Consider the following 13,669-nt stretch of genomic DNA (forward strand, 5'->3'; position numbering starts at 1 on the left):
GTCGCGGCTGCCGACCGCCGTCGAACGGTCGGCGATCTCGACGCGGTTGTTGCCGGTGCCGTCACTGTGGGAGGACCTGCACCAGGCTTGCGCTCCACGCCTCCTTCCGTCCGGATGGCCCGTAGGACCCAGGACCTAAGCCTCAAGTCCTCCATCCCCCCGTCTGACACCATGGAGGGCGTGAACGAGATTCCGCGCGGCACGCTTCAGGAGCAGACCTTCTACGAGCAGGTCGGTGGGGAGGACACCTTCCGCCGCCTGGTCCACCGTTTCTACGAGGGGGTCGCCGAGGACCCGATCCTGCGGGCCATGTACCCCGAGGAGGACCTCGGGCCCGCCGAGGAGCGGTTCACGCTGTTCCTCATCCAGTACTGGGGTGGACCCACCACATACAGCGACAACCGTGGTCACCCACGGCTGCGGATGCGGCACGCCCCGTTCGCCGTGGATCAGGCCGCGCACGATGCCTGGCTGAGGCACATGCGGGTCGCCGTGGACGAGCTGGGACTGTCCGAGGAACACGAGCGGACGCTGTGGAAGTACCTGACGTACGCCGCCGCCTCGATGATCAATACCCCCGGCTGAGCACCCCGCTGACCGCAATCGCCCACTGAAGCTCGGATTCCGGGCATCCTTCGCCGATTTTCGGTCACAATCCGGTCAAGGCCTGTTCACTGGCGCTTACCCCCGGGCCGCCCCCTCTGACAACATCACCGACGTCCGGAGAGCGCCGGGGGGACGGGAGCGTACGGGGTGGGGGGCACGGGGGCTGTCAGGTTTGTGCTGCTGCGCGGGCGGGCGCACCGGCTGCTGCTGGCGGCGGCGCTGCTCACCGTCGTCCTGACCACCGCCGTGCTGGCCACCCTCGCCGCCTATTCGGGCGCGATCGGTGACGCCGCCCTGCGCCACTCCCTGGCGGACGACCGCAACGCCGCCGACACCGCGCTGATCGTCAAGGCCACTGTGCCCGCCGACCAGTACGCCGCCGCCGACACCGCCGTACGGGACGCGGCGCGCCGTACCTTCGACGGGCTGCCGACCACCGTACGGACTTTTCAGCGCTCGGGGCCCTATGCCCTGCCCGCCGGTCTTCGGGCCGGGGAGGACGGGGCCCGCGACTCCGGCGAGCCCGATCTCACGCATTTCGCCGCCCTCGATCCCGGCCAGGTCCGGCTCGAAGATGGGCGGTTGCCCCGCGCGGGCGGCGCGGTGATCGAGGCGGCCGTGCCGCACGCCGCCGCCGAGCGGCTCGGGCTGGGACCCGGGGACCGGTTCGGCCTCGTCAACCGGCTCGACGGGCCCGATGTCCAGGTGCTGATCACCGGTGTCTACCGTCCGGCGTCGCCCTCCGCCGCGTACTGGAAGCTCGACGATCTTCAGGGGCGGGGGGTCAAGCAGGGCGATTTCACCACGTACGGGCCACTGCTCGCCGCTCCCGAGACCCTGAGCGGTGGGGCCGTGAGCGCCGGGGAGTCGGGGTGGCTGGCGGCTGCGGACTTCTCCGGGGTGAGCACCGGGCGGATCGACGCGCTGCGTGAGGCCGCTCGTAGCGGTGCGGAGGGGCTGCGGGGGAAGGCCGAGCTGAGTGGGGCCACAGCTGCCGCGACCGAGCTGCCGGTCGTTCTCGATCGGATCGAGCGGTCGCTGCTCGTGGCGCGGTCGACCCTGCTGATCGTCGCGCTTCAGCTGGTGTTGCTCGCCGGGTGTGCGCTGCTGCTGGTCGCCCGGCTGCTGAGCGCCGAACGCGCGGACGAGACCCGGCTGTTGCGGGCGCGTGGCGCGTCCCGTGCCCGGATCGCGCTGCACGCGGCGCTGGAGGCGCTGGTGCTCGCGGTGCCCGCGCTGCTGTGCGCGCCGCTGCTGGCCGGGCCGCTGACCCGGCTGCTCGCGGGGCAGGACGCGCTGGACCGGATCGGGCTGCGGCTCGACCTGCCCGGCGTCGGGGACCTCACCGTGTGGGGCGTGGCGGCGGGCGCGGCGCTGGGCTGCGCGCTCGCGGTGACGCTGCCCGCGCTGGCGTCGGCGGGCTTCCGCCCGGGGCGGGCGCGGGCGCTGCCCGGCGCGGTGCGGGCGGGCGCGGACCTGGGGCTGCTGGTGGTGGCCGGGGTCGCCTACTGGCAGCTCTCCCAGCAGACGTCCGGGCAGTTGTTCGGGGCGACATCAGGGTCGATGTCCGGGTCGACGTCCGGGTCGACGTCCGGGTCGACGTCCGCGTCTGTGTCCGGCTCTCTGTCCGGGCAGGCGTCCGCAGGCGTCGGCGACGGCACTGCGGGCGCCCTCGGGATCGATCCGCTACTGGTCGCCGCCCCCGCGCTGGCGCTGCTCGCCGGGACCGTGCTCACCCTGCGGCTGCTGCCGCCGATCGCCCGGCTGGCGGAGCGGCGGGCGACCGGCGGGCGCGGGCTGTCCGCCGCGCTGGCCGGCTGGCAGCTCAGCAGGCGGCCGATGCGCGGCGCCGGACCGGTGCTGCTGCTGGTGCTCGCCATCGCGCTGGGCATGCTCGCGATCGGACAGGGCGCCTCGTGGGAGCGCTCGCAGGACGACCAGGCCGATTTCCTCGCGGGCGCCCCGGTGCGGGTGCCGTCCTCCGGAACTCCGGAGGCGGGGCAGGCCGTCGCCTACGGCCGGCTCCCGCACGTCACCTCCGCCGCCCCGGCCACCCGTATCGAACAGCCGCTGTCCGGCAACCGGACCGCGACCGTGCTCGCGCTCGACACCGCCGAGGCCGCCGACGCACTGCTCATGCGCCCCGACCTGTCCCCCGAGCACGCCGGGCCGCTCCTTGAGTCCCTCGCCCCGCCGCAGCGCACCACCGGCGCCACGCTCCCCGAGGGCGCCACCGACGTACGGGTCACGGCCACCCTCTCCGGCGCCGCGCCCGGCACCACGGCCGACGTCCTGGTCACGGTCGTCGACGCGAACGGCGTCCCGTACGACCTTCCCGCCGGTCAGCTGCGGGCCGACGGCCGCCCGCACGTCCTCACCGCCGACCTCGCCGGAGCGACCGGCACGCTCGCCCTCACCACCGTCGAGTCCGCCGTCGCCCAGCCCCTCGGGCAGCCCGAACGGCACCGGCTGACCGTACGCGGGCTGAGCGCCACGACCGCCGACGGGACCCGGCGGACGGTACCGCTGCCCGGCGAGTGGGAGGCGAGGCCCGAGGGTGACCCCGACGACGCCGAGGCATCCGGCGACCCACGCGACGACACCCTCCCGACCCCGCCGCGACTGGTCTCGGACCAGCCGCCGAGCGCCGAGTACGGCACCGGATACCGGCCCGACGAATTCTCCTCCGGCACCCTCGTCACCGTACGGCTCCAGGTCGCGCAGCCCGCGCCGCCACAGCTCACGGCCATCGCCACCGACCGCTATCTCGACTCCACCGGCGCCCGCACCGGGCAGCGCGTCGACATCACCCTCGGCGGCGAGGCCCTGCCCGTGACGATCGTGCGCGCCGTGTCCGCGCTGTCGACCACGCCCGAGACCAGTGACGGCGGCGCCCTCCTCGTCGATCTGCGGGCCGTCAACCAGCAGCTCCATGTGCGGTACGGGTCCGCCCTGATGCCGACCGAGTGGTGGCTGGGCACCGGGCGGCCGGCCGATGCCGCCGCCGCGCTGCGCGACCAGCCCGCGCTCGATCCGGCGCAGGTCGTCGTGCGGGACGAGATCGCCGCCCAGTTGCGCGACGACCCCTTCGGCGCGGGGCCCGAGGCGGCCTTCACGGCGGCTGCGGGGGTGGCGGCGGCGCTGGCGGCGGTGGGGTTCGCGGTGGGCGCGGCCGGGTCGCTGCGCGAGCGGAACGCCGAGTTCGCGGTGCTGCGCGCGCTGGGCGCCCCGCGCCGTCGGCTGGCCCGCACCATCGCCGTCGAGCAGGGCGTGCTGGTGGGGCTGGCGCTGCTGGCGGGCACGGTCCTCGGCGTCTTCCTGACCCGGACCGTCATCCCGCTGATCGTGCTGACCTCCGACGCCACCCGGCCGGTCCCCGAGGTCCTGGTCGAACTCCCGCCGGGCCGCGTGGCCGTACTGCTCGCCGCCGTCGCGGTGACCCCGCTGCTGGTGACAGCGGCCCTGGCACTCCGTCGGACGGACCCGGTGGCGGCGTTGCGTGAGCAGGGGGGCGAGTGAGGTCCGTGAGGGGGCGGTTGAGGCTCGTGGCGGGGCGGACGGTGTCCGTGGCGGGGTGGTTGGGGCCCGTGGCGAGGCGGACGGTGTCCGTGACGGGGTGGTTGGGGCCCGCGACAGTGCGGTCGGCGTCCGTGGCGAGGCGGCTGGGGCCTGGGACGGGGTGGTTGGAGTCCGGGACGCGGCGGCTGGCGTCCGTGGCGGGATGGTTGGGGCCCGGGACCGGGCCACTGATGTCCGCGACGCGGCGGCTGACGCCCGCGACGGCGCGGCTGCGGCCCGTGAGGGGCGGTTGGGGTCCGTGAGCGAGCGGCTGAGGTCCATGAGAGGACGGCTGAGGTCCGGGGGACGGCGGCTGAGGTCGGGAGGACGGCGAGTGCAGCCTGCGGGACAGCGAGCGGGGTCCGAGGAACGGCGACCGAGGTCCGGGGGACGGTGGCCGAGGTTCACGGGGCGCGAGGCCGAGGCGGGATCCTCCGTCGTCGCCCCTTGGGTGCGGACCCGGCTGCGGTCCGCACCCGGTGCCGCCTGCGCGCTGGCCCTGCTGGTCCTGGTGACCGCCGGGCTGGCCGCCGCGTTCCCCCGGGCGCTCGACCGGTACCAGGACGACGGGCTGCGTCAGGCCGTCGACGCGGCCGGGGGCCACCGCACCACCGTCCAGATCTACGCGCCCGCGCCGGACATCGGGCTGCCCCGCGCCGAGCGGGAGACGGCGCTGCGGCCCGAGACGCTGACCCGGCAGTTCGCGGCGGCGGTCGGCGCGGCCGAGGAGCCCTTCGTGCCCGACCGGCGGGAGTCGGCGTACGGCGTGCGCACCACCGTCCCCCAGCCGGTGCCCGAGGAGTGGATCCCGCAGCCCAGCGGGCTGCCCGCCGAAGTCACCCTCGTCGCCCAGAACGGCCTCGCCGACCACAGCACCCTGACCGCCGGACGGCTGCCCCGGGCCACCTCGCCGGTGACCGCGGACACCCCCGAGGTGGAGGCCGCGGTCAGCGCCGAGACCGCGAAGAACCTGCGCATCGAACCGGGGTCGGTCCTCCATGTGCCCGGCACCGGACGCGAGCCGCTCGCCGTCCGCGTCACCGGCGTCTTCACCCCGCGCGACCCCGACGGCCCCTACTGGTCCACCGACCCGCTGCTGCACTCCCCCGTCCTCGCGCGCGTCCCCGACGACCCGGACGGCAGCGTCTACTGGCAGGGCGTCCTGCATCTCGCCCCCGAGGCCGCCCCCGCCATGCTCGGCACCCCCGGTATGCCCTCCCGCTACTGGCATCTCGCCCCCGCCCACAGCGCCCTGTACGCCCATGAACTGCCCCGGCTGCGCTCCGCCGTCGCCGCCCTGGAGTCCGGCCCCGGCCTGCGCACCGTCCGCTCCGCCACCGACGACCGCACCCTCGCGGTGACCGGCCTCGACGACGTCCTCGGCGAGTACGACCAACTGCGCTCCGGCATCGGCCCGCCGGCCTCCGTCGCGGCCGTCGGCACCGGCACCGTCGCCGCCGTGGTGCTGGTGATGGCGGGCGGCCTCGCCGCCGACCGGCGCCGCGCCGAACTCGCCCTGCTGCGCGCCCGCGGCGTCTCCCTGCGCGGTCTCGCCGCCCGGCTGCTCGGCGAGACGGCCGCCGTCGCCCTGCCCGCCGGTGCCCTCGGTCTGGGCGCCGCGCTGCTCCTGGTCCCCGACGGCCGCCGTGCGCCCGCCCTGCTCGCCGCCCTCGCCGCGACCCTGGTCGCCGCGCTCGCCCTCCCCCTGCGCGCCATCGCCGCCCACCGGACCGTCCGCGTGCACGACCCCCGTACCGACCTCACCTCCCTACGGCCCTCACGGCGCCGTACGGTCGCCGAGCTGACCCTCGTCGTGCTCGCGGCCGGCGCGGTCGTCACCCTGCGGGGACGCGGCGGCGGCAGCGGCGAACTGGCCGCCGTGGCCCCGGTGCTGGTCGCCGTGATCGCCGCCCTCGTCCTGGTCCGTCTCCATCCGCTGCCGCTGCGCGGGCTCGCCCGCCCCGTAGCCCGGCTGCGCGGCATCGTCGGCCCGCTCTCGCTGGCCCGCGCGAGCCGCGGTTCGGCCGCCGCCTCCGCCGTGCTGCCGCTGCTGGCGCTGTCCGTCGCGCTGACCACCGCGGCCTTCGGCGGCTCGGTCCTCGCGGGGGTGCACGAGGCCCGGGACCGGGCGGCGCTGCTCGCCATCGGCGCCGACGCGCGCGTCGAGGCGACCGTGCCACTCCCGGCCCAACTGCCCGAGCGGGTCCGCGAGGTGCCCGGCGTCCGGTCGGCGACCGCGCTGAGCGTCGACTACCAGGCCCGCCCCCACACCGCCCGCCAGGCCGTGCCGGTCGCGGCCGTGGACGTCCCCTCCTACGCCGCGCTCGCCGCCGGCACCGGCCTCGGTGCCTTCGGCGCGGACGAACTGCGCCGCCCTGCCGCCGGGAGCGATCCGCTGCCCGCCCTGGCCTCACCGGTCGTCGCCGAGACGTACGGCACCCGGCCGTTCCCCGTGCGCTTCAGCGACGGCAGCACCGCCGATGTCCGGATCGCGCTGGTCCGGGAGAGCACACCGGCCGTCTCCGGTACCGACTTCCTGGTCGTGGACCGCGCCGGGCTGAGCGGCGGGGCCGCCCGGCCGACGGCCCTCCTGGTGACCGGCCCCGACATCGACGGGGACGCGCTGCGCACCGCCGCCGGGAGCGGCGCGGCCCGGGTCGGTGTCCGGTCCGAGGAACGTGACCGGTTCATCGACTCCCCGCTCCAGGCCGGCGTGGAACGCCTCTACACGGCGGCCGTCCTCGCGGGCGCCGGTCTCGCCGCGCTGGCCCTGCTGCTGTCCCTGCTGCGCGCGGCCCCCGAGCGCGGCGCGCTTCTCGCCCGGCTCCGCACGATGGGCCTCACCCGCGCGCAGGGGCGCCGCCTGCTCGTCCTGGAGTCCCTGCCACCGGCCGCCCTGGCGGCGCTGGGCGGCGCCCTCACCGGATGGGCGACCATCCATGTCCTTGGCCCCGGCCTCGACCTGACCTCCCTCGCCCTGCCCCCCAACCACCCGGCCACCGCCCCCGCCGAACTACGCACGGACGCCCTGTCCCTGGTCGTCCCGTCGCTGACCATCCTGCTGCTGACGGTGGGCGTGGCGGCGGCACAGGCCTGGTGGACGGGCCGGCGGGGGGCCGTACGGGAGTTGCGGGCGGGGGATGTGCGGTGAGGCGTGGTGGCACGGCCTGGGCCGAGCCCCAGGCGAGCGGTCGCCGCCCCCGTACGACGACAGCTACCCGTACCAGCCAAGGAGCGTAAGGAGCGTCATGACGGCCTACCCCACCCTCACCGATCTCGCGGCCAGGGCCGGCGCCGCCCGCGCCACCCCCGCCTATGGCCATGACGCCCTGATCACCTGTGACCGGCTGGTCCGGATCTTCACCACCGACGGGGTGGAGGTGCAGGCCCTCCAGGGGCTCGATCTGCTGGTCCGCGAGGGCGAGTTGATGGCGCTGGTGGGGGCGTCGGGCAGCGGCAAGTCCACCCTCATGAACGTCCTCGCCGGGCTCGACACGCCCACCGCCGGTGCCGCGCGCGTGGCCGGCCGCGATCTGCTGTCGATGACCGCGAAGGACCGCCTGGCCTACCGCCGGGACGTCGTCGGATTCGTCTGGCAGCAGACCTCCCGCAATCTGCTCCCCTATCTGACCGCCGCCCAGAACGTCGCCCTGCCCATGCAGCTCACCGGTGCCCGCGCCCGCCGCCGCGACCGGACCGGCCGCGCCCTGGAACTGCTGGACCTGCTCCAGGTCGCCGACTGCCGTGACCGCCGCCCGCACCAGATGTCCGGCGGCCAGCAGCAGCGCTGCGCCATCGCGGTCGCCCTCGCCAACGACCCCGCGGTGCTGCTCGCCGACGAACCCACCGGCGAACTCGACTCCCACACCGCCGAACAGGTCTTCGCCGCCTTCCGCGACGCCAACGCGCAGCTCGGCACCACCATCGTGATCGTCACCCACGACCAGGCCGTGGCCGGGGAGGTGCGCCGCACGGTCGCCATCCGGGACGGCCGTACCTCCACGGAGGTGCTGCGGCGCAGCGAGATCGACGCGGCCACCGGCCGGGAGACTGTCGTGGCCCGCGAGTACGCCATGCTGGACCGGGCCGGACGGCTCCAGCTCCCCGCCGACTACACCAGCGCCCTCGGCATGCGCGACCGGGTGGCCCTGGAGCTGGAACGGGACCATATCGCCGTATGGCCGGACGACAGTGACCGGGACGACCGGTGAGGGCTGTGCGGGAGAACGGCGGTCGCGGGCCGGTCAGCGCACGCTGAGGCCCAGGGGGCCCGTGCCCGTCCGGCGGACCGCGATCGAGCCGTACGCGGTGCGCAGCCGGAGCCAGGCACCCGAGGAGACCAGTGCCAGGTCGCCGGGGGCGCCGGGGCGCAGGAAGCCCAGGGACTGGGCCGCGTGCACCGCCCGTACCGGCAGGTTGGTGTCACCGACCGTGCGGGACCAGATCTCCCGCCCGATCCCGTCGAGTTCGGCCCGGACCCTGCGCTCGGGGGCCAGCTCCTGCGTGCGGGCCTTGAACTCGGTGACCGCCGCCCGTACCAGCGCCCGCAGCGCCTCCGGTCCCGGCAGCCCCGGTTCGGGCCGCCAGCCGCCGCGCGGGGGCAGCACCCCGGCCCACGGCGGGCCGGTCACCGCGCGGGGCACGGCCGCGGTCGCCGCGGCCTCGTCCACGGACTCCAGCAGTTCTCCCGCGGACACCGTCACGTCCAGGGAGACATCCAGCCCGTTCTCGTACGGTTTCGCCAGCCGGACCGCGCGGATCGCCAGCACCTCGAAGGAGGGCGGGCGGCCGAAGACGGCGAGTGCGGTGCCGGTGGCCTGGAGGCGCACCGCGGCCGAACGGTCGTAATGGAGCAGCCGGGAGAGGAAGGCCGCGAGATCCGCCGCCTCCCCTTCGTCGGCGAGGTGGAGCGCCGTCATGCGGCGACGGCCTTCTCCTGGTCGTCCCGGAAGCCTTCGAGGAACTCGCGTTCCTCGTCGGTGATCCGGCGTGGGCGCTGAGCCTGGAAGTCGAACGGCACTATGACGGTCGAGGCGCGGACATAGACCGTGTCCCCGTCCTTCACCTCGTAGGTGAGGGTGAAGGACGCGGCCCTGATCTGCGTGACCCACAGCTCGATGTCCACGGGGGTGTGCCGGTGGACGAGCTGGCGTTTGTAGTCGATCTCGTGGCGGGCCACCACCGACCCCTGCTGGAAGTCCTTCTCCGGACGGAACAGGAAGTCGATACGGGCCTCCTCCAGATAGCGGAGGAAGACCACGTTGTTGACGTGGCCGTACGCGTCCATGTCCGCCCAGCGCAGTGGGCAGCGGTAGATGTGCCGCAAGGTCAGCCCCGGGTCAGCTTCTTGTAGGTGGCGCGGTGCGGACGCGCGGCGTCCGGGCCGAGCCGCTCGATCTTGTTCTTCTCGTAGGACTCGAAGTTGCCCTCGAACCAGAACCACTTGGAGTCGCCCTCGTAGGCGAGGATGTGGGTGGCGACCCGGTCCAGGAACCAGCGGTCGTGGGAGACGACCACGGCGCAGCCGGGGAATTCGAGGAGCGCGTTCTCCAGGCTGGAGAGGGTCTCGACGTCGAGGTCGTTGGTCGGCTCGTCGAGGAGCAGCAGGTTGCCGCCCTGCTTGAGGGTGAGGGCGAGGTTGAGGCGGTTGCGCTCACCGCCGGAGAGCACCCCGGCCGGCTTCTGCTGGTCCGGGCCCTTGAAGCCGAACGCCGAGACATAGGCGCGGGACGGCATCTCGACCTGGCCGACGTTGATGTAGTCCAGTTCGTCGGAGACCACGGCCCACAGGGTCTTCTTGGGGTCGATGTTCTCGCGGCTCTGGTCGACGTAGGAGATCTTGACGGTTTCGCCGACCTTGATGCTGCCGGAGTCGGGCTGCTCGAAACCCTGGATCATCTTGAACAGGGTGGTCTTTCCGGCGCCGTTGGGGCCGATCACACCCACGATGCCGTTACGGGGGAGCGTGAAGGAGAGGTCGTCGATGAGGACCTTGTCGCCGAACCCCTTGGTGAGGTTGGTGACCTCCACGACGATGGAGCCCAGGCGGGGGCCCGGCGGGATCTGGATCTCCTCGAAGTCCAGCTTCCGCATCTTGTCCGCCTCGGCGGCCATCTCCTCGTAGCGGGCGAGCCGCGCCTTGGACTTGGCCTGCCGCCCCTTGGCGTTGGAGCGGACCCACTCCAGCTCGTCCTTGAGCCGCTTCTGCCGCTTGGCGTCCTTCGCGCCCTCGACCTTGAGGCGGGTCGCCTTGGTCTCCAGGTACTTGGAGTAGTTGCCCTCGTAGCCGTGCAGCCGGCCGCGGTCGACCTCGCAGATCCAGCCCGCCACGTTGTCCAGGAAGTACCGGTCGTGGGTGACGGCCACGACGGTGCCCTCGTACTTGGCGAGGTGCTGCTCCAGCCAGTTCACCGACTCGGCGTCCAGGTGGTTGGTGGGCTCGTCCAGCAGCAGCAGGTCGGGCGCCTCCAGCAGCAGCTTGCACAGCGCGACCCGGCGGCGCTCACCACCGGACAGGGTGGTGACGGGCGAGTCGCCGGGCGGGCAGCCCAGCGCGTCCATGGCCTGCTCCAGCTGCGCGTCCAGGTCCCACGCGTTGGCGTGGTCCAGCTCCTCCTGGAGCTTGCCCATCTCGTCGAGGAGCGCGTCCGAGTAGTCGGTCGCCATCAGCTCGGCGATCTCGTTGAACCGGTCGAGCTTGCCCTTGACCTCGGCGACGCCCTCCTGCACGTTCTCCAGGACGGTCTTGTCCTCGCTCAGCGGGGGCTCCTGGAGCAGGATGCCGACCGTGTATCCGGGCGACAGGAACGCGTCGCCGTTCGAGGGCTGCTCCAGTCCCGCCATGATTTTCAGAACCGTCGACTTACCGGCTCCGTTCGGGCCGACGACGCCGATCTTCGCTCCTGGAAGGAAGCTCAGGGTGACGTCGTCGAGGATCACCTTGTCGCCGTGCGCCTTGCGCGCCTTGCGCATGGTGTAAATGAACTCAGCCAAGAGAAACCGTCCGGCAGCTTGAAATCTGGCAGTGGGCAGATACACCCCATCTTGCCCGACCGTCACCCCCTGGAGGAAACCAGTCTCAGTGGCTGGCGCTGACCTGGGGTTTCTGGGGCGGGTGGGGGCTTGTGAGGGTGGTGCGGGCCGTACGGGAGCCGACGGCGCGTCGCCGGGCCGTCGCGCGCTGTGGTGGGGCGGGTGGCTCGCTGTGGAGGTGTCAAGGAACGGGGACGGTCAGTCCTGGTGCGGGGCGGTTCTCTCGCGTTCGCGCAGGAGGATCAGTACCGCGCCGCCGATCACGACCAGGCCTATGGCGACTCCGCCGATCAGCGGGGTGGCGCCGGAGGAGCCGGACTCGGCGAGGTTGAGTTCCTCGGAGGTGCCGCCGCCGACGGTGGCCGGGCTGGGCTCGCTGAAGATCTGGGTGGTCTCGCCGTCGTTCGTGCCGCTGCTCTGGGTGAGGCAGTCCAGGACGCCGCTGAAGCGCTGCTCCAGACCGCCGGGACCGGTGATCGTGAAGTCGTACGCCTGGTCTTCGAGGAGCGGGACCGTCACCGTGCGGGTGGTGTCGGCCGGGATGGTGTGCTCGATGCCGAGGAGTTCGAAGGTGAAGGGCTTCGTGCCCGCGTTGACGGCGGTGATGTCGACGCCGCCCGCGGCGCAGTTCTCCCGCGCGGACAGGGCGGGTATCGGGCCGCTGTCCGCCCATACCGCGCTCGCGGCGGCGGTGACCGTGGACTCGCTGGACCCGGCGAGGATCTGGGTCTGGCTGCGGCCCTCGGAGGCGAAGGCGCGGCCCACCGGGACGGTGGTCGAGGCGTGCACGGTCAGCTCCGCCGTGCCGTCGGCCGCGTCGGCGGGCACGTCGAAGTACAGCCTGCTGCCGTCCTGCGCGGTGGTGACGGGCTCGCCCTGCTCGTCGACGATCCGTACGCCCGAGGTGGCGGCGTCGGCGGGCGGCGTCACCGTCACGCTGTCCGCGCCGGTGCGTACGGTGACCGGGCCGAGCAGGGTGCCCGGGGGGCCGGAGACCGCGGGCGGCTCCAGGGTCAGCGAGGCGCTGGGCTCCGCCGTGGACCCGGCCTTGTCCTCCAGGTAGTCGGCGAGCCGCTCCGCCTGCGGGTCGACGGCCTCCACCTCCGCGCCGTCCGAGAACCGCCAGATCGCCACCTGGGTGCCGGCCGCCGCGTCCTGCTCGGTGAGACCGGAGCCGATGCCCGCCTCGCGCGCCAGCTCCGTCAGGTCGTTGACCTTCGGGTAGGAGTTCTGGAGGATCCAGCGGATCTTGCCCGCGTTCTCGTTGGCGCCCAGTGAGGTGCCGCTCCATGGGGTCTCGTAGTACTTGGCGTCCTTCTGCGTGGGGGTGAGCAGGTCGACGCAGTACGTCTGGAGGGTGCCGCCGCCCTCGACGGACATCTCGAACAGTCCGGCCGAGATCTGGCGGTCGCCGGTCTCCTCATGGACGACCGCGTCCCCGTACGTCTTCAGCCCGCCCACCGTGGTGATCGCCCCGCCCTGGCCCGCCGCGGTCCCGTCCGCGGCGGCGGGACCGGCGGTGGCGAGCACACCGGCGACCGCGAGCCCGCACACCACCAGCGCGGCGGCGGCCGGACGGACCGGCCGACGCCCCCGCCCGGTGGAGACGAGCGGCACACAGAACGAAGAAAACACGGAACTCCCCTTCGAGCAGGACCTATCGATGTGGGGGGTGTGGTCCCACCAGCAGCATCAGCAGCCCCTGGAGCTATGCCCGGCATCCTAAGGACGCGGGCCGACCGTGCTTCCCCGTGATCTCCACGGGCAACCGATCCGACTCGGAATCGTTATCGCCAGGGCTGTCTTGAGCTGGGCTTATCGACAAATCCCCACGGTTGTTCGAGATTTATTCCGGGGTGCAGTCGCCGATAAGCCGCTTCAGGCTTCAGACCGGGGTGAACAGTGACATCACGTCACTGCCGCCAGCTCCGGCCGCTGTTGGGCGGCCTCCGCCTCGGAACCGGCCTCGGAACCTTCCGCCCGGCCCGGCGGTGTCTCCCAGTCGGGCTCGGGGCGCGGCGGCTGTGCGGTCGCCGCCGATTCCGGGCGGCCGGCGCGGCGGAAGGCCGAGGTACCGCGCGCCAGGTCGTGTCCGATCGCCGTCGCGTCGATGTCCGCCGAGGTCCAGCTCTGTCCCTCGCGCACATCGGTGCGGACCTTCAGCCTGCCCTGCACGATCACCGGGTCGCCCACCCCCAGCGACGCCGCCACGTTCGTGGCGAGCTGGCGGTTGGCCCAGACCGTGAAGAAGTTGGTGTGCCCGTCGGCCCACACCTGCTTCTCCCGGTCGAAGTAACGCGAGGTCACCGCCAGCCGGAAGCGGGCCGACGGGCCCGACGCCAGCTCGCGGTAGACCGGCTGCGTCGCCACGTTCCCCACCGCGCACACGCTCGTCTCGTTCATGGTCCACATCTCCTCCCCCGCCCGGCCGTCACGCCGGGCGGATACGCCGACGGGCCCGTCCCGTACGGCG

At 73.6% G+C, this 13,669-nt stretch carries 9 protein-coding genes; 4 read left to right on the top strand and 5 right to left on the bottom strand.

Going from position 1 to position 13,669, the window contains the following annotated elements; translation table 11 throughout:
* Nucleotides 1-171: 171 nt before the first annotated feature.
* The 4 genes from ACFXAZ_RS10300 (at nucleotide 172) to ACFXAZ_RS10315 (ending at nucleotide 8,375) form a co-directional block, all read left to right on the top strand.
* On the top strand, nucleotides 172-585 hold the full coding sequence (locus ACFXAZ_RS10300) for a globin (RefSeq protein ID WP_384587340.1): 414 nt from the start codon (nucleotides 172-174) through the stop codon (nucleotides 583-585).
* A gap of 168 nt (nucleotides 586-753) precedes the next feature.
* Complete coding sequence (locus tag ACFXAZ_RS10305) at nucleotides 754-4,125, top strand: FtsX-like permease family protein (protein ID WP_384587342.1); 3,372 nt, start codon at nucleotides 754-756, stop codon at nucleotides 4,123-4,125.
* Between the two features lie 490 nt (nucleotides 4,126-4,615).
* On the top strand, nucleotides 4,616-7,315 hold the full coding sequence (locus tag ACFXAZ_RS10310) for an FtsX-like permease family protein (protein ID WP_384587344.1): 2,700 nt from the start codon (nucleotides 4,616-4,618) through the stop codon (nucleotides 7,313-7,315).
* Nucleotides 7,316-7,412: 97 nt separating this feature from the next.
* Nucleotides 7,413-8,375 (top strand): ABC transporter ATP-binding protein, encoded by a 963-nt coding sequence (locus tag ACFXAZ_RS10315; RefSeq protein WP_384587347.1) that lies wholly within the window; start codon nucleotides 7,413-7,415, stop codon nucleotides 8,373-8,375.
* Between the two features lie 33 nt (nucleotides 8,376-8,408).
* Here the strand turns inward: ACFXAZ_RS10315 and ACFXAZ_RS10320 are convergent, their stop codons facing one another.
* From ACFXAZ_RS10320 to ACFXAZ_RS10340, 5 genes are all read right to left on the bottom strand, one after another.
* The gene (locus ACFXAZ_RS10320) at nucleotides 8,409-9,083 is read right to left on the bottom strand and encodes a hypothetical protein (RefSeq protein WP_384587349.1); all 675 of its coding nucleotides are present in this window, start codon (nucleotides 9,081-9,083) and stop codon (nucleotides 8,409-8,411) included.
* The gene (locus tag ACFXAZ_RS10325) at nucleotides 9,080-9,490 is read right to left on the bottom strand and encodes an acyl-CoA thioesterase (protein WP_384587351.1); all 411 of its coding nucleotides are present in this window, start codon (nucleotides 9,488-9,490) and stop codon (nucleotides 9,080-9,082) included. The genes ACFXAZ_RS10320 and ACFXAZ_RS10325 overlap by 4 nt, the downstream gene beginning before the upstream one ends.
* 2 nt (nucleotides 9,491-9,492) lie before the next feature.
* Entirely contained in the window at nucleotides 9,493-11,157 is a 1,665-nt protein-coding gene (gene ettA / locus ACFXAZ_RS10330; protein WP_384587353.1) for an energy-dependent translational throttle protein EttA, read from the bottom strand.
* A 237-nt stretch (nucleotides 11,158-11,394) separates the two neighbouring features.
* Nucleotides 11,395-12,831 (bottom strand): Cys-Gln thioester bond-forming surface protein, encoded by a 1,437-nt coding sequence (locus tag ACFXAZ_RS10335; protein ID WP_384587355.1) that lies wholly within the window; start codon nucleotides 12,829-12,831, stop codon nucleotides 11,395-11,397.
* A gap of 273 nt (nucleotides 12,832-13,104) precedes the next feature.
* Nucleotides 13,105-13,599, bottom strand: a complete 495-nt coding sequence (locus ACFXAZ_RS10340) for a single-stranded DNA-binding protein (protein ID WP_384587357.1) — start codon at nucleotides 13,597-13,599, stop codon at nucleotides 13,105-13,107.
* Nucleotides 13,600-13,669: the final 70 nt, after the last annotated feature.

The organism is Streptomyces sp. NPDC059477, assembly GCF_042749375.1.
Taxonomy (GTDB): domain Bacteria; phylum Actinomycetota; class Actinomycetes; order Streptomycetales; family Streptomycetaceae; genus Streptomyces.

Coding starts and splice junctions, on each gene's coding strand:
- ACFXAZ_RS10300 (WP_384587340.1), top strand. CDS start 172: ATGGAGGGCGTGAACGAGATTCCGCGCGGCACGCTTCAGGAGCAGACC.
- ACFXAZ_RS10315 (WP_384587347.1), top strand. CDS start 7,413: ATGACGGCCTACCCCACCCTCACCGATCTCGCGGCCAGGGCCGGCGCC.
- ACFXAZ_RS10320 (WP_384587349.1), bottom strand. CDS start 9,083: ATGACGGCGCTCCACCTCGCCGACGAAGGGGAGGCGGCGGATCTCGCG.
- ACFXAZ_RS10340 (WP_384587357.1), bottom strand. CDS start 13,599: ATGAACGAGACGAGCGTGTGCGCGGTGGGGAACGTGGCGACGCAGCCG.